The sequence below is a fragment of the Acanthopleuribacter pedis genome, from assembly GCF_017377855.1.
Classification (GTDB): Bacteria; Acidobacteriota; Holophagae; order Acanthopleuribacterales; family Acanthopleuribacteraceae; genus Acanthopleuribacter; species Acanthopleuribacter pedis.
On record NZ_JAFREP010000001.1, the window covers coordinates 33,771 to 58,605 of the forward strand.

18 protein-coding genes and 1 tRNA gene are annotated in these 24,835 nt (G+C 55.3%); 7 read left to right on the forward strand and 12 right to left on the reverse strand.

Features of this window, described 5'->3' with window-relative positions; translation table 11 throughout:
- Window positions 1-387: 387 nt before the first annotated feature.
- From J3U88_RS00105 to J3U88_RS00115, 3 genes are all read right to left on the reverse strand, one after another.
- Window positions 388-2,193: a tetratricopeptide repeat protein gene (locus J3U88_RS00105; RefSeq protein WP_207856076.1), complete on the reverse strand. Its 1,806-nt coding sequence runs from the start codon at window positions 2,191-2,193 to the stop codon at window positions 388-390.
- Window positions 2,194-2,580: 387 nt separating this feature from the next.
- Window positions 2,581-3,018 carry a ribose 5-phosphate isomerase B gene (rpiB, locus tag J3U88_RS00110; RefSeq protein ID WP_207856077.1) on the reverse strand — a complete coding sequence of 146 codons (438 nt, stop codon included), beginning with the start codon at window positions 3,016-3,018 and terminating at the stop codon, window positions 2,581-2,583.
- Between the two features lie 68 nt (window positions 3,019-3,086).
- Window positions 3,087-4,319, reverse strand: coding sequence for a TraB/GumN family protein (locus tag J3U88_RS00115; RefSeq protein ID WP_207856078.1), 1,233 nt, complete (start codon window positions 4,317-4,319; stop codon window positions 3,087-3,089).
- A gap of 818 nt (window positions 4,320-5,137) precedes the next feature.
- Here J3U88_RS00115 and pruA point away from each other — a divergent pair.
- The 6 genes from pruA (at window position 5,138) to J3U88_RS00145 (ending at window position 15,648) form a co-directional block, all read left to right on the forward strand.
- Window positions 5,138-6,772, forward strand: a complete 1,635-nt coding sequence (gene pruA / locus J3U88_RS00120; RefSeq protein WP_207856079.1) for an L-glutamate gamma-semialdehyde dehydrogenase — start codon at window positions 5,138-5,140, stop codon at window positions 6,770-6,772.
- Window positions 6,773-6,858: 86 nt separating this feature from the next.
- Window positions 6,859-7,983: a DUF4388 domain-containing protein gene (locus J3U88_RS00125; RefSeq protein WP_207856080.1), complete on the forward strand. Its 1,125-nt coding sequence runs from the start codon at window positions 6,859-6,861 to the stop codon at window positions 7,981-7,983.
- Window positions 7,980-9,146, forward strand: a complete 1,167-nt coding sequence (locus tag J3U88_RS00130; protein ID WP_207856081.1) for a coiled-coil domain-containing protein — start codon at window positions 7,980-7,982, stop codon at window positions 9,144-9,146. Before J3U88_RS00125 ends, J3U88_RS00130 begins: the two co-directional genes overlap by 4 nt.
- A gap of 129 nt (window positions 9,147-9,275) precedes the next feature.
- On the forward strand, window positions 9,276-11,297 hold the full coding sequence (gene dnaG / locus J3U88_RS00135) for a DNA primase (RefSeq protein ID WP_207856082.1): 2,022 nt from the start codon (window positions 9,276-9,278) through the stop codon (window positions 11,295-11,297).
- A gap of 2 nt (window positions 11,298-11,299) precedes the next feature.
- Window positions 11,300-12,157, forward strand: coding sequence for a hypothetical protein (locus J3U88_RS00140; RefSeq protein ID WP_207856083.1), 858 nt, complete (start codon window positions 11,300-11,302; stop codon window positions 12,155-12,157).
- A gap of 842 nt (window positions 12,158-12,999) precedes the next feature.
- The gene (locus J3U88_RS00145; protein ID WP_341535168.1) at window positions 13,000-15,648 is read left to right on the forward strand and encodes an immunoglobulin domain-containing protein; all 2,649 of its coding nucleotides are present in this window, start codon (window positions 13,000-13,002) and stop codon (window positions 15,646-15,648) included.
- 58 nt (window positions 15,649-15,706) lie between these two features.
- Here J3U88_RS00145 and J3U88_RS00150 read toward each other — a convergent pair whose 3' ends face one another.
- The 9 genes from J3U88_RS00150 to J3U88_RS00190 all read right to left on the reverse strand — a co-directional run bounded on the left by J3U88_RS00150 (window position 15,707) and on the right by J3U88_RS00190 (window position 23,458).
- A complete protein-coding gene (locus tag J3U88_RS00150) occupies window positions 15,707-16,030 on the reverse strand; it encodes a methylated-DNA--[protein]-cysteine S-methyltransferase (protein WP_207856085.1) in 324 nt (107 codons plus the stop codon).
- 179 nt (window positions 16,031-16,209) lie between these two features.
- Window positions 16,210-17,976, reverse strand: coding sequence for a HEAT repeat domain-containing protein (locus J3U88_RS00155; RefSeq protein WP_207856086.1), 1,767 nt, complete (start codon window positions 17,974-17,976; stop codon window positions 16,210-16,212).
- 509 nt (window positions 17,977-18,485) lie between these two features.
- Window positions 18,486-19,187: a hypothetical protein gene (locus J3U88_RS00160; protein WP_207856087.1), complete on the reverse strand. Its 702-nt coding sequence runs from the start codon at window positions 19,185-19,187 to the stop codon at window positions 18,486-18,488.
- Between the two features lie 123 nt (window positions 19,188-19,310).
- Window positions 19,311-20,570: an imidazolonepropionase gene (gene hutI, locus J3U88_RS00165; RefSeq protein ID WP_207856088.1), complete on the reverse strand. Its 1,260-nt coding sequence runs from the start codon at window positions 20,568-20,570 to the stop codon at window positions 19,311-19,313.
- The gene (locus tag J3U88_RS00170; RefSeq protein ID WP_207856089.1) at window positions 20,567-21,160 is read right to left on the reverse strand and encodes a DivIVA domain-containing protein; all 594 of its coding nucleotides are present in this window, start codon (window positions 21,158-21,160) and stop codon (window positions 20,567-20,569) included. Before J3U88_RS00170 ends, hutI begins: the two co-directional genes overlap by 4 nt.
- A gap of 304 nt (window positions 21,161-21,464) precedes the next feature.
- On the reverse strand, window positions 21,465-21,743 hold the full coding sequence (locus J3U88_RS00175) for a YggT family protein (protein ID WP_207856090.1): 279 nt from the start codon (window positions 21,741-21,743) through the stop codon (window positions 21,465-21,467).
- Entirely contained in the window at window positions 21,744-22,439 is a 696-nt protein-coding gene (locus tag J3U88_RS00180; RefSeq protein ID WP_207856091.1) for a YggS family pyridoxal phosphate-dependent enzyme, read from the reverse strand.
- Window positions 22,440-22,444: 5 nt separating this feature from the next.
- Window positions 22,445-23,155, reverse strand: coding sequence for a zinc ribbon domain-containing protein (locus J3U88_RS00185; protein WP_207856092.1), 711 nt, complete (start codon window positions 23,153-23,155; stop codon window positions 22,445-22,447).
- A 229-nt stretch (window positions 23,156-23,384) separates the two neighbouring features.
- Window positions 23,385-23,458, reverse strand: a tRNA-Ile gene (locus tag J3U88_RS00190).
- A gap of 415 nt (window positions 23,459-23,873) precedes the next feature.
- On the opposite strand from J3U88_RS00190, the gene J3U88_RS00195 reads away from it, so the two are divergent.
- Window positions 23,874-24,737: a ribonuclease HII gene (locus J3U88_RS00195; protein ID WP_207856093.1), complete on the forward strand. Its 864-nt coding sequence runs from the start codon at window positions 23,874-23,876 to the stop codon at window positions 24,735-24,737.
- Window positions 24,738-24,835: the final 98 nt, after the last annotated feature.

Here is a 24,835-nt window from a genome sequence, read left to right on the forward strand (position 1 = left end):
AAAAAAGGTCCTCCGACGGCATGTGCACGACGGGGGATGGTGTCCCCGCCGATTCTACCCCGATCCTGACAGTGCCTTCTCGGTTCGTGCGAACGCGGTCGGTTTCGTTCCGAGGGCGTCTCATCATAGCATTGCCGTGACCTGTTCCGGTACGGATTGAGATCGGGTGGTTTCAGCCCGCATCTTGCGCCCAAATGCCTTGCGAAGACCAGGCGGCTGGTTCACTTAAATTCGTGCGCGTAGGATGGTTGTGATTAAGGAGAAACAGATCCGCTGTAAGGCCGCGCCGAGGCCGGCTCATCGGCGCAAAGCAGCGATGATGCCGAAGAAGCGAAGACGCCCCAACGATTTCGGCTTTGCCGGGGGTAGGGTGATGCGCCTTGCCGGTTAGGCGGGGACCCGGTTGAGAAAGTCCTGAACCTTTTCTTCCAGATCTTTGGAATCCATGTGGTTCTCGAAATCACTTAGGGTCACGCGTGGGAGATCCTCGGGGGCTTGCTTGAGGAGGTCTTTCCATACATTTTCAAAAGTGGCACTGGGCCCCTCGTATTTTTCGAGGCTCGTCGCTTTGAAGGAACAGCAGAAAATTTTACTTTTGTTGCGGGTGACGACAAAACCGTGATAGCCGCGGTCACCACCCAAGACGTGACAGCCGTATAAAGCGAGAATCGCTGTCCAGGGTAGTTTCTGGTATTTGCCGCCCAGTTCGACGGTGATGTCGTTGCCTTGGACGCGAATGATTTCAACCGCCACGAATTTTTGGATGTGGTAACTGGGTGTGGTAACCGGTTCGGGATCCAGGCTGGGGGCGGTTGCGTGTAGGAACTGGTTAATGCGCATGGACATCGGGTCGCCGGGAAAGCTGAATTCGAGGGAGCGTTGGAGCTCGTGGAGGTAGTTGCGGTCGGGCTTTGATTGTGCCAAGACGGCGTCAATGTGGCGATTGTATTGACGGTGAACGGTTTCCGGCAATACATCAGGATGATCTTGAAGATGCGGCAATATTTTGATGACGGTAGCCTGGCTGCCCATGGTGTAAGCGGCGTCGAGGGTGCGCTCAATGGTGGCGCCGGGGACGCGTAGGTTGCGTTCGAGCATTTCCAGAACGAGATGAACGCTGTCGTGGGACTTACCTTCCCGCAAGTGGCGGCGCAAAACCGCTTGGTAGGCCAAGCTTGCTAAATCGATGTCTTCGTTTTGGAAGGCGAGGTGGGCGATGCGCATCAACTGGGCGTTTTCGAGATCGAGCTGGAGGAGCTCGCGCATGGCTTCTAGGGCTTCTTTGGGTTTTTCCTGCTCGAAGAGCCCCTCGGCGCGGGCGAGTTCTTGGTTGCCAAACACTTCAGGATTTCGGTTAAGTTTTTGTTCGCGTGTTGGAATGCGCGTCATCAGCAGGGCTGAGACCAGGGCTAAGGCGGCCGTGACCGGTAGGGCGGATGAAGCGGTTCGGACGGGGAAGTCGGTGAGGTACCAGGTGATTGCGCTACCGCCGCCGAGGAACATTAAGGGGAACAACCACAGCTCTAGTTTGAGATCGAAATCCTTGGTATTGCCGAGCCAGAGGCGTAGGGTGAAGGTGATGTCGGTGCGTGGTTTGAGAATGCAGGGGATGACCATCATGATCAGGGAGAGCCAAAACCATGCGTAGACAAGCGAGGGCGTCCACTGATTGCCGACATAGAGATCGAGGGTAAACAGGGCGGCGGCATTGAGGAGGAGACAACTGGCGATCCAAAGGCTGTCAAAGAGGTGTTCAAACACAAAACCCGTGGCGATGAGGCATACCAGGCCGAGCAGCATAATGAAGGCGTGGTGGGGTTGGAGAAGGAGAAGCAAACGCTGGTCGGGCATGGCGGCGGCCCGCTCAAGGAAGGGGTGACGCAGTAATTTGAATTCGGCATAGGCGGCTTTGACTTGATCGTCAAACACATGGTTGAACTCGGGGAGTTCGATCAGGTTCGGGTTGGTTACGGCCTGAACATAAATCCCTTGTTTGAGATTGCCGCCCTGGAGTTGTGCTTCAAGGGCTTGCTCGATGCGTTGAAGGCTGTCGGCGCGGTGGGTCCGGTAACGCTGTTCCGCGGGGAGCACGGACAGGAAAAAAAAGCCCAGGGTGGCAAGGATCCAGACGATGGAAAACCACGGGGGCGATTTGATAGGGGTTGCGGACTCAGAAGAAGGAAAGACGAACATGGCGGCCTCGAAAGTGGGGGGTCCAGATGGAGGACCCTCGGGCTCGCGAAGAGATGCAACCAGATGATCAATCGAAAAATTCAGGGGTTGGCGGCCCGGTCAATAAAAGATGTTACCTACATTGTTAGTACCAAATGGAGGCGGGCGCCACTGAAAACAGCAAGAAAGCGCAAGCCGATCCCGGTGGGGTTAAGTATAGGGCGGGCTTATCCGTGGTATGGATGAGCCTTGTCAACTTTTGTGTTTTCCCAAAAAACGAATGGGGTGTGACGGGCCGACGGAAAAGGCAAAAAACGCAAAGTATTAAAAGGGGTGTTTGTGTATGGAAAACCGCGGATAACTTAAGGGGGAGGCGCGGGCCTGTCGGGCGACGCACCTCGACGGGTATTATTCGAGTGCGCTGATTTTGTCCAGGCGTCGTTGGTGGCGCCCGCCCTCGAATTCGGCGCTGAGGAATTGGGCCAGAACCCGTTTTAGCACGTCTTCTTGGACGCCGCGGGCGGCCATGCAGATGACGTTGGCGTTGTTGTGGTTGCGGGCCATCTGCGCGTCGTGTTCGGTGCGACACAAGGCGGCGCGGATACCTTTGATTTTGTTGGCGGCGATGGAAACGCCGATACCGGTGCCGCACAACAGGATGCCCAGTCCGTCGTTGGCCTCGGCGACGGCGCAACCCAGGCGTTTCGCGAAATCGGGATAGTCGACGGAGGCATCGTCGTCGGGTCCGAGGTCGATCACCTCGTGACCGAGTCCGGTCAGGTGGTCTTTGAGCGTGGCTTTCATGTCAAAGCCGGCGTGATCGGAGGCGATCCACAATTTTTTCAAGCTGTGCTCCTTCTCGCCCGCGTGTGATGGAGGTGGGGCGGGCTGGTGCCGATCTTAGCGCAAACGGCTTAGCTGGGGGAGCCGCCGACGAGAGAAACCATCCAACCGACACCGATCCAGGTTCCGAACATGGACCCGAGGTTGGCCATCATGAACACGACAAGGCAGCGGGTGAACTGGTTGCGGAAAAAGCCGCGGAAGCTTTTGATGTCCTCGGGAATTTGTTCGCAGTCTTTGACGGTGGGTTTGCGTTGCCAGGCCTCAACCAAGCCGACAACCATGCCCGCCCCGAGCGCGGGGTTGAGGGAGGTGATCGGGGCCGCGACAAAAGCACTTAAAATGCTGAGGGGTCGCGCGCCGGCGAGTAGGGTAAACACGGCGCACATGATCGAGTTGGGCAAGATCCAGGCTTGCAGCATGTCGATCCATGCCCGTTCATGATTTTTATGAATACCGTAACCAAATAGGGCGATGACGAGGACGGGAATGGCCCACTGGGCGATCTTGAGCCAGCGGGAGGGCGGTGGAATTTTGCTGATTCGGGCGCGATCCACCGTTTTGCCGAGCCATTGGGTCATGCCGGCGACGTGGCCGGCGCCGACGACGGCCACGATGGTTTTCCCCGGCGCTTCTTCAATTTTGGACATTAAGAACTGGTCTCGTTCGTCGATGAGCGGGGTTTTTACCTCGGGCATGGCCTCGGCGAAGGCTTCCATGGCGTCGGTGAGCTGGTCTTTCTCTTTAAGCTTTTCGAGGTCTTCGTCGGTAATTTTTTCATCTTCCAGCATGCTCTCCAGCAAACCGCCGAGCAGCATAAACTTCTTCCAAAAGCCGAGGTTGCCCCAGGTTCGTTTGAGGGTGATCTGAATATCGCGGTCGGCCAGAACCAGTTCGGCCCCATGGGCCTCGGCTTGGCGAATGCCCTCGAGGAGTTCGGAGCCCGGCTTCACGCCGACTTGGTCGCCCATGCGTCGCTGAAAGGAAGAGAAGGCGAGGCTGGCCAAAAGGAACAGGGCTTTGCCGTCGCGAATTACCTGACCGATGTTCAACTTCTCCCACTGAGATGCGTCGGTGAGGGCGCGGTAACGTGTTTCGCAGAGTTCGACGCAGACGGTGTCCGGTTTGATTTCCTCAATTACTTTTTTCACCTCGTCGACGCTGGTCTGCGAGATGTGGGCGGTGCCTAGGATGTAATAGGTTTTGCCGTCTTTCTGAAGGGAAATCAGGTTTTTGGACATGGCTGCCAGGGTTTCTTGAGCGATGGGGGTTTCGCTAGGGGTGGTTGATGGGATGTCGGTCATGACAGGAGACCTCTTGGTGGAATGAAAAACGCGTGGGTACGCGACCTTGGCGGTGATCTGTGCATCGGTCATGGCAACAGCCGGTCGCCGGCGGGAAGGCACATTCTACCCCTAATGAAGGGCCGCGGCATAGGGTGGATCCCGCCCGGCGTGACATCCTTCGGATAGGGCGCAAAAGAATCCTTACGTTGCCGCGGTAGAAAGGTTGGTTTTCGATGAGCAGGCGTGGGAATCGGCCGCCCTTTTTTGGGGTGCGTGGCTTCAGTCTACAAGGGTAGGAAAAGCGTTCTGATTGCTGTACTATGGCAGGAGTTTGTCGCCGCTTCGTTCGCATGAGCGGTTGGTGATAAACGATTGCCGGTTTTCGTTGGTGCGCCGGTGGGGTTCCGCACAGCGCATGCAGCGATTGGACATCAGATCAAATCCATGATTGAGCTTGACGATGGCAGCGCCTTTGACACAAGGTTTAGCCCCCGTAACTTCGGGCCCCGCACCTTTTTTGCACCCTTTTATTTCTTGGATGAATGGGATCAATGATCTGATGACGCTTCTTTTTGACGGCGAAACCACCGAATCGTCGTCAACCGTCCCGCGCCTTGCCGGTGTTTGGGATGGACGGCGTTCCGGCAGAATCCCCGTGTCGCGTGATCGAGCTAAGGCTCGTTTGTCTCCGCGCCGGGATACGGAGGCCGCGTATCGTTTTTGATTGCTTTACCTGTGATGACCGCCTGTCGGTCCTGGTGATACGCCGCCTCGATGTGAACTGCACCGCGTGCATGTGTTTTTCATGCACCTAAAAACAGGAAGGAGATCCCAAGATGACCAATGCTTTTTTCAAAGTTCCCACCCCGGTGAACGAACCGATTCTCGATTACGCCCCTGGCAGTCCTGAGCGGGACGAACTGCAAAAAACTTATGCTGAGATGACGGCGGAAACCATCGAGATTCCTCTGATTATCGGCGGCAAAGAGATTAAAACCGGGAATCTGGCGGATTGTGTGATGCCCCACGATCACCAAAAAGTGATCGCGCGTTACCATCAGGCCGATGCGAGCCATGTGGCGCAAGCCATTGAGGCGGCGGCGGAAGCGTGGAAAACTTGGTCCGAGATGCCTTGGCAAGAGCGGGCGGCCGTGTTTATCAAAGCCGCCGAGTTGTTGGCCGGTCCCTACCGCCAAATCCTCAACGCTTCCACCATGATGAGTCAGGGAAAAACCTGTTTCCAGGCCGAGATCGACGCCGCTTGTGAGCTGATCGACTTCTTGCGTTTTAATGTCGAATACATGACCGACATCTATAAAGAGCAACCCATGGTTTCGCCCGCGCCGACTTGGAACCGTTCGGAGCACCGCGCGCTCGAAGGTTTTGTGTTTGCCATCACCCCGTTTAACTTCACCGCGATTTGCGCCAATCTGTGTGCCTCGCCCGCGATGATGGGGAACGTGGTTTTGTGGAAACCTTCTGATACCGCCGTTTACAGTGGCTACCACATTATGAAGCTCTGGCACGAGGCGGGTCTGCCCGCCGGCGTGATTAACTTCATTCCGGGTCCACCTCAGGAAATTGGCGCCGCCGCGTTGAAACACCCCGATTTGGCGGGGATCCATTTCACCGGCTCTACCAAGACCTTCCAATACCTTTGGAAATCGGTTGCTGAAAATATTGAGAACTATAAGTCTTACCCGCGACTGGTTGGTGAAACCGGCGGTAAGGACTTTGTTTTTGCCCACGAAAGTGCTGATGTTCCCTCACTGGCGGCCGCGTTGGTACGGGGCGCCTTTGAGTACAGTGGTCAAAAGTGTTCCGCGGCTTCGCGTGCCTACATCCCCACCAACATTTGGCCCGAGGTCAAAAAGCGCGTTGGTGAGATGACGGCCCAAATCACAATGGGTGATGTTGGTGATTTTTCGAATTTCATCGGTGCGGTCATCGATCAACGTTCGTTCGACAAATGCGCGGCTTTTATCGCCCATGCGCGGGAAGCGGCGGATGCTGAGATTGCCTTCGGTGGGGAAACGGCCGGCGATAAGGGCTTTTTTGTACAGCCGACTGTGATCGAGACCACCAACCCGCATTACAAAAGCATGTGTGAAGAAATCTTTGGGCCGATTTTGACCGTTTACCCTTACGATCCTGCAAAATTGGACGAAACCTTAGATCTATGCGACCAAACGTCGCCTTATGCGCTGACGGGGGCGATTTTCGGTCGTGATCGTGGTGACCTGGTCATGATGGCGGATCGCTTGAAACACGCCGCGGGCAACTTCTACATCAACGACAAACCCACCGGCGCCGTGGTCGGCCAACAGCCCTTCGGCGGTGGTCGCGCATCAGGAACCAACGACAAGGCAGGCAGTAAGCTCAACCTTCTGAAATGGACCAGCGCGCGCAGCATCAAAGAGAACTTCGTACCACCGACCGGCTTTGCTTATCCACATATGCTGGATTCCTAAGCCGTTTTACGGCATGCTTGAAGGGAGCCGTCTCGGGTTCCCTTCTTTCCCGCTCCGTTAACCTTTGTTGAAAAGGACCCTTCTAAATGAGTTTAACCGGCAATATCTCGACGATGTCCCTTGCCGAAGTGTTCCAGTGGTTGCACAGTGGGCGCAAGACGGGCACGCTCCATGTGGACGGCCCGGACGGGCTTCAAAAAGATGTCTACTTCGGCGATGGGATGATTAACTCCGCTTCTTCCAGCGACCCACGCGAGTTGATCGGCCAGTTTTTACTTGTTAGCAATCAAATTACGGAGCAGCAATTATCCGAGGCATTGGAGCGCCAAAAGCGTGACCATGTGCTGTTGGGCAAGATTTTGGTTCAGCAGAACATTATTACTAAAGAAGAACTGCATGAGTTGTTGACCACGATTTCCGAGGAGATTATTTACGATCTGTTCCTCTGGAAAGAAGGGAAGTTTGAGTTTTACGACGGCAACCTGCCGGATCGTGAAATTCCCCAACTCAGCTTGGACGTGACCCACATCGTCCTTGAGGGAGCGCGTCGTGAGGATGAATGGGACCGTGTAAAGGATGTGATTCCCGAGGCATCGACCATTTTGCGGCCCAATGTTGAAAAGATCATTCCCCATCTTCCCCTGGATTCACGCTACGCACGTTTGTTGTCCTTGGTGAATGGTGCGAGGAATGTCGAAGACATTACGCGCCTGTTCAAGTCGACCCGTTTTGAGGTGTCACGCCTGCTGCTCGACCTGCACGAGGCGGGTATGATCGAGGTTGGCAGCCATCGCCATTTAATGATTCAGCCGCCGTCCGCCTCCAATCACGATCCCATCAAAGACATGATCGGCCAGGTTGAGGCCTTTTTGGATGAAGGACGTTTGGACGAAGCGGAACGCGTGCTGCAGAAATTGCTGCGGGCGGCGCCCAACAACAGCCTTGTTCAAAAGCTGCGTGGCAAAATCCAAGATAAACGCTACGAGACCACCGCCAAGCAAGTGATCAACCCGGACGCGGTGCCGGTGTTGGCGATGGATGTTGGTGCGATTACGCGGCTTGACCTGAGTCCCGAGGCCGGGTTTATTGTTTCGCGGATCAACGGCGCCTGGGATGTTAAATCGATTATTAAGATTTCCCCCTTCGAAGAGTCTCTATGCCTCAAGATTTTTAAGAATTTCCTGGACAACGGGGTCATAACCTTCAAATGAGTGATTCTTCAAAGGACAGCCAATCGTTTGATTTCGACCAAATGGAGTTGAAATCGGATATTCCCATTCACCGGCCGGCGTCGGAAACGCCGAATGAGCCGAAAGCGGGACGGTCGCGGGACAAAACACCCAGCCGCATGCCTTTGGTGCTTGTGAGCCTGCTCTTTTTAGCAGCGGCCGGCGCTGCTTATTATTTTTTTCTCGAGGCGGCGCGGTTGGGCGAACAGCTCGCCGACAGCAAGCGGCTTAGCGCCGACACCCAAGAAAACCTCACGGTGACCCATCAATCCTTGGCCCAGTCCGAAAAGCAGATCACCACGCTTACCCGGCAGTTGGGTGACGCGCAAGCCAAGTTGGCTGAGATGGAAGCGCTGACCAAAAATCTGGACGCGGATAGCAAAAGCCGTTTGGCCGATTTAAAAAAGCGGGAAAAAGCGTTGGCAGAGGTAAGGGGCAAGCGGGATGCCTTGCGGAAAGAACTGGATCAAGCGCAAGCCTCTCTAAAAAAAGTGACGCTGGAACGCGACAGCTCGCGGACCGCTTTGGCGGAGGTTCAGAAAGAGCACCGCGAAAAACAGGCGGCTTGGGAACAGGAAAAACAAACCCTCAATCAGTCCTACGAGGTCAACCTCAAGCGTTTGCGTCAGGAGGCGGATGCGGCCGGGGATCGCTTGGCCGCCGCGGAACAAACAGCCTCGCGCATGGAGGCGCTTCGCAAGAAAGATTCGGAAGCAGGGCTGGCTTTGGCCCAGGAGAATACCCAGCTTAAAAGCCGCTTGGAAACCGCAAAGCAAGATCGGGAACGTTTGCGACGTGAACGCGATCAAATCGAAGAACAGCTTGGCAAAACGAAAGCGCAGTTGGGTGTTTATACCGGAAAGCTGGTGCCCTTCTCTGAGAATGTCGGCGGCTTACGGCTTTTGTTTCGGGAACCGCTGCCGGATGATGTTAAATTCCCACGGCGGCAGGCGCCTATTTTGGTGCGGGCGCTGATCAGCGATACGGGGGCGGTCGAAAAAGCGTTTATCGCGAAGGATCAACAGATTGAGGGTCCCTTGGCGCAGGCGGTCATTCGCGCGGCTTACCGCTACAAGTTTTCTCCACCAACCCTTGAGGGGAAACAGGTGAAATGCTGGCATGCGTTTTTGATCGGGCCGGAGTGATTTTTTTGTAAAAGCTTGAACCTGTGGTGCTTGTGGGTGTTGCTGGACGCTTGGCGCTCGCCTGCCTACAATAGAAACGCGCGGGCGATCCGTGTGGTGACTTTGCAGCGTGGATGAGGGGAGCGGTGTATGGCTGACGGGGTGACCCTTGTAAAAGAAGCCTTGGCGTTATCGACCGTGGTTGGTCGCTACACCAAACTCGAGCGGCGCGGGAATCGATTGGCGTGCTGTTGTCCGATTCACGGTGAAAAGACGCCGAGCTGTTACGTCGACGACCAAAAAGGTTTTTTCCACTGTTTTGGGTGTGGACGTGGTGGCGACATTATCAAATTCGTCATGGAAATCGAGAATATGGATTTTCGTGATGCGCTTGAGTTTTTAGCGGATATCGCCGGGGTCGAGCTGCCCAAACGGGGCGCACGGGGTCCTGGCCGCGACGTCATTGAGGCGCTCCGAACCATTAACATGGCGGCCAAGGAGTATTTCCACCGATTGCTCCTGCAGAACAAAAGTGCCTTGGCTTATTTGAAAGACCGTGGATTGACCGACAACACCATCCGCCTTTTCAAATTGGGTTACGCCGCCAATTCTTGGGATGGGTTGTTGCACCATCTGCAGGGCCGTTTTGACGAAAAATTATTGCGTCAGTCGGGTTTATTTAAAGAGGGGCGGCAGGGGAAACCCTACGATTTGTTCCGCGACCGCATCATGTTTCCCATCAGTGATGCATATGGAAACGTGATTGCCTTTGGTGGGCGTTTGATGGAAGGGGACGGCCCAAAGTACATCAACAGTCCCGAGTCGCCTCTGTATACCAAGGGCCGTCATCTTTATAACTTGGACTTTGCCAAACCCTACCTCAAACGTGAGGAAACGGTGGTTGTGGTGGAAGGTTATATGGATGTGATCCAGGTTTATCAGGCTGGTATTGGTTCGGTCATTGCCTGTTTGGGAACTGCTTTTACCCCACAACAGGCGAAACTGTTGAAGCGTTATGCCAAGCGAATTTTGCTTAATTTTGATGGTGACAAGGCCGGATTTAAAGCGGCGCGAGCTTCAATTGAGACGTTTCTCAAAGAAGACGCCGACATCGGTGTGGTGACCTTGCCCGACAAACTTGATCCCGATGATTTCATTCAACGCGAGGGGGTGGAAGCTTATCGAGGGCAGTTGGATCGGGCCAATGATTTCTTCAATTACCTTTTGTCTTACTTGGGTGGGGAAAAAGATGTGAGGAATGATCCCCATGCTCAGTCCCATGTCGCCCGTGAGATGGGTGGCACCATTTCGCTGATTCAAGATGAAATTGTGCGTGATAACTATATGTCGAAACTGTCGGAAGCATTGGGGATTCGCAAAAGTGTTTTGGGCAAGGTGATTAAAGCGCCGGCGCCGCAACCGAAACCACCTCCCGCGCCAAAGGCAAAAGCGCCGTCGCCCGCGCCTTCCCGTGGAACACCGCCTCAGCCGGCGGGTCCGCCGCCGGGTGCCGCGCCTGTCACCGCGGATGATCCCTACTTTCACGAAGAATTTCACCCGGTGGATGATTTTGGCGATGCGGGCTTTGAGCCGGTTTATGACGATTTTGAACCCGACCACGGTCCACCGCCCGATCTCGATGTTGGGGCTGATTTCCCACGGGAGAATCATCGGGGTGGTGGCAACGATGTGCCGCCACCGCGGGGACGACCCCGGGACGGCTCGGTTCGCACCGGCCCGGCCGCGGGTTTTAGCGAAACCGAGAAACAATTTCTCTATCAGGTTATGAACCACGACGATTATACGGCCCAGCTTGATGCTGAGACGCGTGGCGTATTGCCAGGCGTTCTGGCGACCTTGTTTCACGACCGGCCTTGGGTTTTGGAGTTTCTCAACGAGGACCGGGCCGCCGATTTTGAACTTCAATTAGAAGTTGTACCGGAATCATTGCGGGGGACTTTGCGTGAAATTAATGTCATTGGCGCGTACGAGAAGCTCGAGGGTTCTCAGTTGGCCACGATGGTGATGGACTTGCTCAAGGATATGATTCGCAAGCAGGTGGCGATTAACAAGCAGCGATTGCGAAGTTTACCGATTACCGCCGATACCCAGAAGCGCGCCTTAATGCGTCAGAATGCGCAGCTTATGGCCCAGTTGCATAAGGTCGGCTGAGTTTGAAGCGCTGGTTTTGGCTGGTTTGTTTTGCGGTGCCCGCCTGGCTGTGCGGGCAGGTGCCGGCCGGTGTCGCCTCCGCCCAGGCCCACCATCGCGCCTTACCTGAAACGGAGGCGGCGTTCACCGAACTGTTGCGTGGCTTGGAAAGCTGTGTCGCGCGTTTTAACGCGGGTGAGCGGCCGCCCGGTTTGGCTTCACTGAGTCCTGAGCTCGAGGTTTTGGCCGCGGCCGTTGAAACCGAGGCGGCGGTCGCCGTTCCTCGTTTTTCGGGTGATGAATCCAGCTTGGATGTGAACGGTTCGGTATTTTTCAAAGCTTATCCGGTCCTTCCACCGGAGATAAAAGATGGGGACAATTGGCGTTTTGAAACGATTCGGTTCGAGGTCGTTCCAAAAAATATGTTTATCTTCGCGTTGACCTTTAAAGCTTCGCGGACCATTCGCCTCAAGAAGGTGACCTTGGTATTTCGAGACGGTCGCCGTATGGTTCATGATGCTTGGGCGGATCTTGAGAACGGGAATGGCCGTCCCTTTCGAAAGCGGCTTTACCTGCCTTGGCTGGATGCCTTCGAGCGTGGCGAAATCCGAGTGGCGCGGCCTTTGGCGGCCGTGGAAATAGAGGGTTCGGCGCAGGATGCCGGTTTTGAAGCCTTGCTCGATTTTCGCGTCAAGATACCGGACATTGAAGCGGCGCCCCATCAAGAAACCCGGGAGCTGGTGGTACGGATGCGCCGTGAATGGGCCCGCCGTCCACTTAATGCGGAGGCCCTGAACCAGAGCTTGCAGGAGATGGCCCGGTTATCTGTGTACCTCTCGATCCCTTTTACACCAAGAACCGCGCTATCCGTGGATCCATGAACATCGGTGGGGTGCTCGGCTTTCCTGGTGGTTTTTCACGAGTTGTCGATTGTTACCCGATTCGGTGTGATCTAATGGGGCTCAGGCTTTCTACAGTTCGCTCATTTTTGCATTGATCCCGACGCTTAGAAATGGGTCAATAGAAGTATTCAACCGCTGACATCTCTTTGAGGTCCGTTTTTTCCGTGGGTCGTTCCTAGCGACGCCTTGCCGCGGACGGTCCGCCACCGCCGCTGATTCGTGTTTGTGGTCGCTACCAAACGCCGGTGCCCACCCCGAGGAAACCCTCACTGGGCATGCCCGTGTTGTTCGCGGCTGTTTCCCCATTGGTTGTGACGACGCGTTTTCCCTTTGCCTTCCTTTGGGTTGTTCCTAATAGGGCCGGTGACGAATGGCGCGCCTGTTTCAAGGACGTCATATCTGTCACATCATTCCCGTTTGAAAATCTGCATGCTTGAAGAATAAGCGCCCCACCCCACCCATCCCGTCGACGGAATGCCGGCGACGGTGCGACAACAAACCAATTTCAATTTAAAGGAATAGGTCATATGAAGGATAACATTCGGAAACGGTCCCTAAGGCTCCGGTTTTTGCTTACCTGTGTGTTCGTATTGGCTTCAATTGCGAACGTATCGGCTGAGATAAGCGTCATTATCCGTGGCGATTACCAGTTTTGTGTCTCAGAAATTACCAACCAGCGTTGTGTTCAAATTCCCGTGAGTATTGTCGATGATGTAGGTGGGACGGATTTAACTCAGATATCTCTTTCGTTAACGATGGAAGGGCCGGCCGATAACCTGGTAAATGGAAGTTCCGGTGAATATTGGGTGTCCAACTTGTCCGTGCTTGATATTGACCGAACCGGGATTACCAGTCCCGCAACCGATCTGACCAACCGGGTCCAAACGAGTTCGGGCACCCCGGATTGCAGTGGCAGCACCATGATTAACAGCGCCACCGAGGGTCAGGGCACGGTTTTAGATTTTCCTCAACTGACAAGTAACCCGGTAAGTTTTAGTTTTGATAACGCGGGTTCCGGCTTCCCTGCTTTGCGCACCTTAACGGTCGTAAATTTTGCGCCCTTCTTCACAACGGTTCGTGACCAGGAAACCCTGGTTGGGATTCTCGAATTGCCCATCGCCGCGAATCCTCTCGCGGGTGAGTTGGTCATTCGCGCGGTAACCGATGCTGAACTGTCCAATGGCAATATTTATGGTGATGGGGACTTTAATGCATTCGGCTTTAACCTGGACAATGCCCGTGCCTCGATTACCTTCACCGCCAACCCCGCGATTCAAACGCAACCATCCAACCAGCTTAACCGCTGCACCGGCGACACCGTGGCCTTCACGGTGGGTTCCGACACACCCGGTGTTACCTACCAATGGCAGAAAGACACCGTTGATATCCCCGGTCAAACCGGAACTACCCTGCAGTTGACCAACATTACGGCGGGTGATGCCGGTTCCTACCGCTGTGTGGTTACCAACGGTTGTGGCTCAACCACTTCGAATGCCGCCTCGCTAACGGTTCTTCCAGGCGCCACGATTGACCTTCAGCCACAAAACGCCTCGGGGTGTGAAGGGCAGTCGGCTTCCTTTAGCGTAAGTGCCTCGGGTGACGGCTCGATTACCTACCAATGGCGTCGAAACGGATCCCCGCTTGCCGGCCAAACATCGAGCACGCTAAATCTTACGGGCCTGGCCCAAGGCGATGAAGGTAGCTACGACTGTCAAATTACCAGTAATTGCGGCACCATCACCTCAACCGCGGCGACCCTCACCGTGGCCGCCTTGCCGACCGTGACCACGCATCCTTCCGCGGAACCTGGCGGCTACTGCGAGGGCGGGACCTTGTCCTTAACGGTTGCCGGTAACACTGAAAGCAGCTTGAGTTACCAGTGGTTAAGAGGTGGCAGTCCCATCGCGGGTCAAACGAGTGCGACCCTGACCATCAACGGTTTAAGCGCGGGTGACGCGGGCGATTACAGTTGTCGCTTAACCGACAGTTGCGGGCAGGTGACCAGTAACGCGACAACCGTTACGCTGATCGATGCCGTGTCGATTACTGCCGTGAGCGGTACCGTGGATGCCTGTATCGGCGATTCGCCAACCCTAAGCGTTACCGCAACGGGTGACGGGGTCCTCTCTTACCAATGGCGCCTGGGCGGCCAAAATGTTGCGGGTGCCACCAATGCAACCCTCACCTTAACCGATATTCAACTCGCGAATGCCGGGTCGTACACCTGCGTGGTTACCAACGACTGTGGTCCGGTGACCTCCGATCCGATTGTGGTCAATGTGCAGGATGGGCCGGCCTTCAGTCAGCAACCCCAAAACCAAACGGAATGTGAGGGCCAGTCGGCTACCTTTACCGTCACGGCATCGGGTCAAGGGACCTTAACCTATCAATGGCGTAGAAATGGTGCAACGCTTGCGGGGCAAACCTCGGCGACCCTGACACTCACCGGCTTGACCCAAGGCGATGAAGGCAACTACGACTGCGTTGTGGGCAGTGATTGTGGCTCCTCCACCTCAACCGCCGCGAGCTTAACCGTGGCGGCCCCGCCGACGGTTGATACCCATCCAACCGCCGACCCCGCCGGTTATTGTCCCGGTGGGACCGCCAACTTCACCGTGGCCGGCATCACCGAGAGCAGTTTCACCTACCAGTGGCTCAAGGAGGGGGCACCCATTGCCGGTGCAACCGCGGCGACCTTGAATCTCACCGATCTTGCGGCCGAGGATGCCGGAAGCTATAGCTGCCGCTTAACCGATGATTGTGGTCAAGTCACCAGTAACGCCGTTACCTTGACGCTTAATCAACCCCTCACCATTGATTCGATTACCGCCGATACCGAGGCGTGTCCCGGCGAAACAGCCAGTTTCACCGTATCGGTAAGTGGGGACGGTCCCTTGACCTACCAATGGCGTCGGAACGGTCAGAATCTAGCGGGTGAAACCAGCGCCACCATTAGTTTTGATCCCGTTGAGGGAGGCGACAACGGCACCTATTCTTGTGTTGTCACCGGTCCTTGTAATTCTGAGACCAGCGGGGATGCGCGTCTGTTCAGCACCTTTCAGGCAGACATCATTACTGAAAACACCGCCCAAGGTTTAGAAAACATCACCTTACGCAACAGTGTTTTCTGCGGCGCACCTGATTTCAGCTATGCCTGGACCGCCTTGGGGAATCCAACCGTGTTGGGCACCGCGGCAACCTTTACGGTTGACCCGGCCCCACAGGTAACCACGACCTATGTGCTGACGGTTACAGACGCCGGCAGTTCTCAGGCGACCGACCAGGTCACCATTGTGGTCAGTCCTGTTAGCCTGGATCCCAACGGTGACGGCCGTAACGACATCGAGGATTTGTACTTCTTAATCCAAGAGTGGGTTGCAGGCGACCTCGAGTTTGATGCTGATGGTGATGAGGAACTCACCATTTTGGACATTCTCCACCACAACTGGAACATTCAGGTAGCACGTTAAGCGAACGGGCTTTACCTTCCACTCGGGCGCGGTGCTGTTTTGGGCATCGCGCCTTTTTTTATGGGTGTTCGCCCGTCCAACCAAAGGTTCGTAAGTTAATTCGGTCCTTGTCGCTGAAAACCACGCCTTCTTCCAGCAGCATGGCTTTTTGCAACCGGTACTGATGACTGTCGACGGGAAATGAAATCATGCCGCGGCTGTTGATGACCCGCTGCCAGGGAATGGTTCGATCCTTGGGTGTTGCTGCAAGGGCATAGCCCACGTGACGTGCTTTGCGCGGGGCACCCAGCATCCGGGCAATTTGACCGTAGGATGCAACTCGGCCGTGGGGAATTTTTGCCACCATTTGCCATACCCGCTCGTTCCAAGAGTTTTCTGCCACGGTGCCTCCCTCTCGGTGGCATTTTGAGGCAAGCGGATTGCAATTGCGAGGGAAACCACGGGAAAAAAGTCGCGGATTAGCCCGCATTGCTCACATGGCTGTTCGCTAAAGGGTCGCGGTTCTTGCGAGAAAAACGCAAATGATGCGCCCTCGCGACCAATCCTCATGAGAAAAGCGGGCTAATTCTCGCTAGACAGCGCTTGGTGACAGGCTTGTCGTACCTGTTCGTCCTTATCCTGGATGAAGGTGGCGAGATAGGTGAGATGTTGTGGGTGGATCGCCAGGGCTTTGACCGCCGCCACACGCCTTTTGCTTGAGGAGCGTTTTTTGAAAAAGCTGGTTTTGGCAAGAATCGATTTGAGGTAATCCTGGGCTACCCGTGTTTCTATATGGCCCAGAGTGGCGATGGCCGCCAATCGAATTGAGGCGTCATCATGGTTTTCCGCGATGCCGATCAACAGCGGGCCGTATTCCGCCAAACCGCCTTCACCCACGAGCGGAAGCAACTCCAGCAAGGGTTCTTTCTTGTCGAGGTTTCGGTTGATGAGGTCATAACCCCGGTCAAAAGCGCGAGGGTCTTCAATGCGGAAAAGGCATTTGTGAACCAAACGCAGCACCCGTTTGCCGGTTTCGTGTTGGTCGAGGTGCAACAGTCGTGGTACCAGCTCGGTGGGGGGTTTGGGCGATAACAGCAGGAGCAGGTTGCGTTTGACGTACCAGGGTTTGTTTTCGCTGATTGCCTGATCCAATTCATTGAGGACGTCTGGAAAAATGACCGTGCCCATGTTGTGTAAGGTTTCGAGAATGACCTTGCGTAACCGTCGTTCTTTGGTTTCAAACAGAACGGTCAACAAGGTGTTGAAAATGCCCAGCGCATGTTCGCGAAACAGAATGTGCATTCGCTTGCGCAGGTCGGGGTCACGTTCTGCTTTGGTAACCATGGATTCCAACAGGTGCGGGGTTAAAAAACTTTTGAGATGGTCTTCAAGAAGGGATTTGAAGGGATCGCGGTGACGGAGGCTTTGCTCAGCCAAAACCGTTAAGCCGTAGAGAAAGGGGCGGTATTTACTCTTGTCGACAAAGTGTTGCAGGATGCTGGTGAAGGTGACCAGGTGAATGCGGTACAGATCGTACTCTTGGCAGATCCGCAAATCAAACGGCATCGCCTTAACAATCCGGTACAGTGCTTTGGTCTGCTCCGTCTCAACCAAAATACGGACTACAACTTGGTAGCTTGAGAAGGCCAGTTCGCGATCATCCCGATCCAAAGAACGCAGATCGTTGCGCATCAGCGTGAGGGCGTCGGCAACCCGCGTCATGTGCCCCTGGGCGATGAGATGGGTCATGGTGGTACGCAAGGTGTCAAAGTCATCTCGTGAAATGAAGAGGTTTTCGACCAAGCCGGCTTTTTTGGCGGGGGTTGCTGTCTGTTCGGGAAGGTGAAAGTCGGCCTCGCGGTCTTGGTCGGGAAAATAACCGCGCCCCATGCTGAAGGGTACTTGAACCGTGAAGCTGTCTTCGACCGAGGGGGGATTGATTTGAATGCGATGAACACCCGCCTCGGCCAACCAATGGGGTGCGTCGGCATGGTTGGCAAACAGGTAGGCATCACGATGAAAAAGCGCGATGAGCTGGATTAGGTCTTCCACCGAGGTGTCGCGTAGGATCAAAATTTCAAAAATATGTCGTGACCTGCAACAGTCCTCAAACCAAGCAAAAGCTTGGTCTTTGAGTTGCGGCTTGGTTTCCACCTGGTGATTGAATTGAACGCGGCCGGGGTCGATGCGAATGGTTAGGCTCCCGTCGGTACGCAACCAAAAATCCATCGCTTCCAATAACAACCGACCATGGCGCGTGATCACCGGGCTGTTATCGGGGTGTTGCCCGGCTGCATCGAAGCAGGCCTTGAAAATAGGAATGAGGCTGTCGCAGGGTTTTCTGCTCATAAAAATATTCCAACGGGCGAGGGTTCGTTTGATGAGGACCCGGGTATCGCATTTTTAGCATCGGCAAACGGGCTCAATCCAAAAAGGCTCCAGCCCGTTTTTCTCACCAAATTCTTGGCCTGCATTGCTTCTGCTACGGGGCAACCCATGCGACTACGAGGGGGCGGCCTTCCGCATTACTCGGTCAAGCCGCCGTCGCCTCAGCTGCTACGCCGATAGGTCGGACCCCGAATGGTCGGACCCCGATAGGTCGGACCCCGAATGGTCGGACCCCGATAGGTCGGACCCCTGTGCCGTCTCTCGGTTGTAATCTTCGTACTCACAAGGCTTTCGGCTTCTCGCGACGAATCCTTGTAAGCAATGCGGGCCGGCGCGCGTTGGAAAGCGCTTTATTTCATCGTTGTTTCGGCGATCTCAATTCTGGCGACGGTATCTGCTTGCGATATTTTGAGCGTTTTCGGGCGTTGCTGCTTGTTCCGGTTTGTCGCGAAGTAGCCCGGCTCAAGGGATTAGGATTCAGCCGGCTTGGTATGCTTTTGGAATTTCTTAAAAGTTTCCCCGTCTACCGGCCGGTCTTCGATACCTAAAAATTGTTCGATCTGGTTTTCAAGAAAAAGGATGGTTTCGAGACTGCTTACGTTGCGAAGGATCGGGACACGGACGCCACTGTTTAAAAAAACATTGAGTTGGTAGACAGGGTAGGCACGTCCCTGACGGAATTCGCGTCCCTCGGTGCAGAAAAACTGATCAATCTGGTCCGTACCGAGTTTTAATTTGCCGTGCCAAGGTACCGGAAAGTGGCGCTTGATCAAACGGCCGCGGCCCACCAAAATCCGGGTGCGGTTAAGGAGCCCCGCCAGCGAGCCGTAAAACAAAATGACGGCAAACAAAACATTGACGACCATCACCGCCGTCCACAATCGACCGCCGCCGAGTTGCATCAGTTGAAAACCGGCGACAACCCCGGACCAGGAAATCGCCATCATCAGATACAACCACATGTGCGGTCGGTACCAGCGACGTACTACCTTGAGATGGTCTTCCTTGAGGTGGATCTCAACATTGGCGACGCTTTTCGCGCTTGGGCTATGTTCCGCGTGGATCAAAAACACCGCACCGCATGCGGTGCAATGGGCGATGCGGCGCGCGGGTTCGATTTGGTCCCCGGGGATCGGGGCACTGCAGCTTTTGCAGGAAATAAAGGAAGCCACCGGTGTGCCTTTTCTCGGCCCAAACCTGCAACCGAATCCTACAGCTTGTCGGTGATAGGCAAGCTGAGAAAGGTTGCGGTGGGCCGGTGGGTTTCTGAAACCGTCCTTACGAGCGCGCGTGGTTTAAGTCGTGATCAAACGTCGGTCGGTGACGACCCGCCGTCCTGCTTTGACCACATCGCTCACGTGGTTGACGCCCCAATAATAAACCAGATGCATGGCGCCCGGCGTGTCGAGAAAAACAATATCGGCCTGTTTTCCCGGTTCTAGCGTTCCGTGGGTATCAGCCTTTTCAATGGCGGCGGCAGCGTTAAGGGTGACCGCCAAGAACGCCTGTTCAAAGGTCATGCCCATCTTCATACAGCCCAGGGCCATCATTAAGGCTTGAGAGATGGTGTGGGAACTGCCCGGATTGTAGTCCGTGCTGAGTGCAATGGTGCAACCGGCTTCTTGGAACGATGCCGCATCGGCATAGGCCGCGCGCAGGAAGAAACTGGTACCGGGTAACAAGGTGGCAATGGTTCCACTCGCGGCCATGGCGCGTTGGTGTTCCTTGGATGCATGGACTAAATGGTCGGCTGAGACGGCACCTAACTCCGCGGCCAAGCCTGCACCGCCCAGGGGGAAGAGCTCGTCGGCGTGGAGACGAATCTTAAAGCCGTGATCAAGCGCGGCTTGCAAGTGTTTGCGGGAATCTTCGAGCTCAAAAACGTTTTTCTCGCAAAAGATATCCACGTAGGTGACCGTGCCGCGCTCTTTAACTTCGGGCAAAAGCTCTTGGTTGAGCATGTCGATATAATCGCCGGGGCGTCCCGCGTATTCAGGTGGCACTTCGTGAGCGCCCATAAAGGTTTGGATCATTTCAATAGGATGCGCCGCGCTGAGCTGATCCATGACGTCGAGTTGCTTCAGCTCGGTTGCCCGATCCAGGCCATAGCCGCTTTTGGCTTCAATCGTGGTAATGCCGTGGAGCAGCATCGTGTCCAAGGTTTTGCGTGCCTTGGTCGCCAAGGCATCCGCGCTCGCGGCCCGCGTTTGCCGTACCGTTGATTTAATGCCGCCGCCTTCGGCTGCGATTTCTACATAACCGGCGCCGTGCAGGCGGCGGTTAAATTCCCCGGAGCGATCACCACCCCAAACAAGGTGGATGTGCGGATCGACAAAACCCGGAATGGCGGTTTTGCCCTGCATGTCGACGAACCGGGTGTCCGCTGGACAGGCGGCACGAACCTCGCTTTCGGGGCCGACGTGTTCAATCTGTTCACCGCGCACCAAAATCGCGGCATTGGCGATGCGTTGCACCGCCTCGGTACGGGTGGTGCCGGCGCGGCCGGTGCCGCTGAAGAGTTCACTGATGCCGACATAGCAGGTGGGGGAGGTCATGATCCGGTTCCTTTCCTTATACGTTGATTGTTCGGTTTTTTCTCGAGTTGTACCAAGCGGTGTTCATCTTCGTCCTGCGTGGCGTCTTCCTCGCGCCCGGCGGGCGGCATGAACGACAATTTTTGAAGTGCATCCGCCTCGTTGGCCAAATCGCGTTCGGCCTCTACGAAGTGGGTAAAGCGACTGACCATCATTTCGGCCTCGGCCAGCAAATCGTTGCGGGTGCGTCGCAAATCGGCCAGGTGGGTTTGCGTGGTGCGGACGTCCTCGCGGGCGCGCTCTCGCAGTGCGTCGGCCTTTAATTGTGCTTCCTTGACAATCAAATCGGCTTCTTTTACCGCGTTTTCTTGAATGTCTGCTTTGATTTGCTGTGCAGAAACCAAGGTGTCTTTGAGGACTTTCTCGCGGGATTCCATGTCTTTAATCCGTTCGCGAGAGACGGCCAGTTCCTGGGCCATTTGGTGGTTTTGTTCAATCAGTTTCTCGAATTCTTCCGCGACCGCGTACAAAAAATGCTTCACTTCTTCGGGGTTGAAGCCCCTCAAACGCGAGGTGAACTCGTGGTTCTGGATCTCCAGGGGTGTGATCACGTTATACCTCCCCAATAAATGCGGTTTCCAACAGGGTTGCCGTGTTCAGATGGTTGCGGGCGGTCCCTTCTTTCGGTGGAACCGGCAAGCGCGCTCAGTACAATTGGTACCGCGTCACGCAAAGGGCTTTTCGGTAGGATCGGGCAAGGACTTGTGGGTTTTGACCAAAAAACGGGTGATAACACCCCATATGTGGCGGATGAAAGCGCGACCGGGAGGGTGCGGTGGGATGTCATCGGGAAAGGAACCCGATTGTAACATGGGCTTTGGCGCGGTGCGACCGGAAGGCGTGGTGATCACCCGATTAGCGGAAGAAAATGCTCCTGACCATGCTGGTAAGGAGGTGGATCGCAAAGAAGAGGACCAGTGGCGTTAAATCGAGCATGCCGATGGTGAGCTTGTTCTTGGTGACACGGCGAAGCCAGGCTAGGGGTGGGTCAACCAACCTTGAAAGAAACACGAACCAGCCCGCGTAGCGGTTTTGCACAAACCAAGTTGCGATCAGGTACGCAATCAGGATCCAGCTGTAGGCCTGGAGGGCGGCAACGACCATGTTTCCGATAAAGACTTTGAATACAAGCATCTAGATGCGGTCTCCGAAGATTTTGCTGCCGACGCGAATGTAATGGCTGCCCGCCTGGATGGCGAGCGGGAAATCGCCCGACATGCCCAAACTCAAATTGCCGGGCCAATCGGGGAAGCGCGCTTTCAGTTGGTCGCGTAGTTCGACCATGCCTTGGAAATAGGCTTGGATGCGTTCATCGTCGGCGTTGGCGGGTGGGATACCCATCAGGCCGATGCAGGCTACATGTTTCATGGCCAAACCTGCTTCCAGCACGGTTTCCACGGCTTCCGGGTGGAGGCCGTATTTATCCGAATCCAGCGCATAATTTACTTGCAGAAAGATCTTGGGGCAAACCCGTTCTTCGGTGGCAATGGCGTCCACGCGGTGCAACAAGCTGAGGCTGTCGATGCTGTGGAGGTAGTGGAAGTGAAGAACGGCCTTGCGAACCTTGTTCTTTTGCAGGTGGCCGATGAAATGCCAAGTAATATCGTCCGGGCAGGCCTTGACCTTGGGAACCCCTTCTTGAATTTGGCTTTCACCAAAATCGCGAATGCCCAATTGGTAGGCCTGGTGGATCACCGCCAGCGGTTGTCGTTTGCTGACGGCTACCAGGGTCAGGCCGGAACGGTTGCGCAACGCGGTGTCGAGCGCCGTATCAATCATTTGATTAAGCGTGTCCAGGCGTTGCTGCATGTCCTGTTCGGCTGCATTCATGGGGATTACTCGGTGTCGGCGAAGAACAAAATGCGTTTGCAGGATTCGCAGGTGATGATGCGATCAAAGCGGCGCAATCGGTCGACAATGTTCTGGCGAACACGGACGTGGCAGGATTGGCACACGGCTGAGACGCACAAGGCTAAGCCGACACCGTTGCGGCGAGCGGCGATGCGGTCGAATTTGCGACGAAGGTCGGGTGGTACGGTTCCCGCCAGTTTCTCGCGGATTAATTCTTTTTCGCCTTTTTCTTGCGCGTTTTCGCCCATGGCGGCTTTGTGTGCTGCCATCGCCGTGTCGAATTTCGACTTGGCTTCTTTTTCCTGCTCGCTGCACGAGGCCAGCTCGGTTTCGATCTCGTTGATTTCTTGACGTGCGCCGGAGATGTCTTCCTCGATCACACTGATGTTCTTTTTGGCCGTGTCGATCTCTTTGAGGACTGCGTGGTACTCTTTGTTATTCGTCACTTCTTGGAGGTCGCCGTCGAACTTGGTTTCTTTTTCTTTGAGTTCGGCCAGCTTCAGTTCGCTCTCGCGAATCTCTTTTTCGCGCTTCTCTTGTCGCGTTTTCAGTTCCTCGGCGCGTGCTTGTGTGTTTTTCCAATCCGTTTCCATTTGGACGATTTCGTCGGGAACAAAAGATAGCAAACGATCCAGCTCGGCGATTCTCACCAAGACATCTTGATAATCCCTAAGCGCGTTTAATGCTGCTCTCAAAACTTCCTCCGCTTATTGGTTCACCTTGAGCTCTTTCCACGCGAGAACCGCGAGAACAGAGCAAAACGCAAGCTCCGCTTGCGTCAGGAGCGATTGGCATAAAAAAAAGGTGTTTCCAGTCATTTGGACTGAACACCTTCGGCTCTTCGAAAAAAATATTCTGTTTGTTCGAGGGGAGCAATACTTCGTGCCGTTTGTCAATCGCAATCAACTCTCCTTCCAACATGAGTGGGCCCACCAGGACTCGAACCTGGGACGACCCGGTTATGAGCCGGGTGCTCTAACCAACTGAGCTATAGGCCCATGTCAGAGAGGACGTCCTGTGCGGGACGCCAGGACTGCATATTATAACAATGAACCGCTGGAACTCAAGAGAGTGGCCGTATCCGCTGTTTTTTTCTTGGTGTGGGTTCCTACCCGTCGTGCTCCCCGGGAAGGGTGATTTGCGCGTTTGCAGTGGGGACGTTATTCTGTACGCCCTAAAGAAATGCGACGTTGCATGGTGGCGGGGCTTGTTTCCTGGCACGTTTACTTCGAGAATAGCGAGGCGGGTTCGAACGCGTTCCGGGCGTCGCCGACCTGCAAAATTCCTTGTCATGCATATTTTTTTGCGGCGTTTTGGTTGGTTTTGTCGTTTAAGGTATCGTGGCCACCGCAACCAGGAGAGCATCCCATCACCCACTTTTCGTTTGATCGCGACACATTCGTAGGATCCGCGATGACCGGCATCGACGAGGCCGGTCGCGGTTGTTTGGCCGGTCCAGTCGTGATTGCCGCGGTGACTTGGGATCCCGCCGCGGTCGCCGGTTTACCTTGGTTCCCTGCCTTGGCTGATTCAAAAACCTTGGACGAGAAGAAGCGCGAATTTTTGTATCCCCACATATTGGGGGCCGCGACCCGTGTGCGCACCGCCCTAATCGGCAACATCATTATCGATCACCTTAATATACTGCGCGCGACCTTACACGGCTTTGAGTGTGTCGCGCCCGAATACGATCCCGACAGCCCGCTGGTGATTGACGGTAACCAAAAACCGCCGAGCCTGCCTTGGGCGCTGACCCTCGTCAAAGGCGATAGTCGCGCAAGCGCCGTGGCTGCCGCCGGCATTGTCGCCAAGGTGAGTCGCGACGCGGTGATGAAACGGGCCGCCGCGGCCTATCCCGACTATGGTTTCGCGGTTCACAAAGGGTACGCCACCAAGAAACACCGCGATCAGATTGGGGCGCACGGCAATACCCCCCTTCATCGCAAATCCTTTAAACCATGTTCCCTGCAATCGGATGACGAAATCGTTGGTGCCGCCCTTGAAGCACAACTCGATCAGGCCGTCGATCACGCTGATTTGGTCCGCTGTTGGCATGGGATTCAACGCGTGTACCATCGGCTGCCACTTGCCTGCGTCCGCAAGCTTTTGCCGGAAATGCAGCGCCGTGGTTTGTCGGTCCTGCCGCAAGCCGACGATGGTGCTCGATGGAATGCGGTTGGCAGCCTTCGCGATACCGCGCCGGCACCTGCCGCGCCACAACCGTGTCAGAATGACGCACCGTCCATGGAAGTTTCCTCGGGATCTTTGTTGTTTTAAGGTCCCCTACCTAACTTGGGACGGTTGGCGCCGGTCCAAGTGCGACGAATCCTTCACAACGCCGGATTCGGCCTAAAATTTGCTCAATCCCGGCCCAC

Bases quoted from the DNA above. Each gene is read 5' to 3' on its own strand.
- J3U88_RS00155 (WP_207856086.1), bottom strand. From the start codon at position 17,976: ATGAGCAGAAAACCCTGCGACAGCCTCATTCCTATTTTCAAGGCCTGC.
- J3U88_RS00195 (WP_207856093.1), top strand. From the start codon at position 23,874: ATGACCGGCATCGACGAGGCCGGTCGCGGTTGTTTGGCCGGTCCAGTC.
- J3U88_RS00105 (WP_207856076.1), bottom strand. From the start codon at position 2,193: ATGTTCGTCTTTCCTTCTTCTGAGTCCGCAACCCCTATCAAATCGCCC.
- J3U88_RS00125 (WP_207856080.1), top strand. From the start codon at position 6,859: ATGAGTTTAACCGGCAATATCTCGACGATGTCCCTTGCCGAAGTGTTC.
- pruA (WP_207856079.1), top strand. From the start codon at position 5,138: ATGACCAATGCTTTTTTCAAAGTTCCCACCCCGGTGAACGAACCGATT.
- J3U88_RS00175 (WP_207856090.1), bottom strand. From the start codon at position 21,743: ATGCTTGTATTCAAAGTCTTTATCGGAAACATGGTCGTTGCCGCCCTC.
- J3U88_RS00180 (WP_207856091.1), bottom strand. From the start codon at position 22,439: ATGAATGCAGCCGAACAGGACATGCAGCAACGCCTGGACACGCTTAAT.
- hutI (WP_207856088.1), bottom strand. From the start codon at position 20,570: ATGACCTCCCCCACCTGCTATGTCGGCATCAGTGAACTCTTCAGCGGC.
- J3U88_RS00130 (WP_207856081.1), top strand. From the start codon at position 7,980: ATGAGTGATTCTTCAAAGGACAGCCAATCGTTTGATTTCGACCAAATG.
- dnaG (WP_207856082.1), top strand. From the start codon at position 9,276: ATGGCTGACGGGGTGACCCTTGTAAAAGAAGCCTTGGCGTTATCGACC.
- J3U88_RS00115 (WP_207856078.1), bottom strand. From the start codon at position 4,319: ATGACCGACATCCCATCAACCACCCCTAGCGAAACCCCCATCGCTCAA.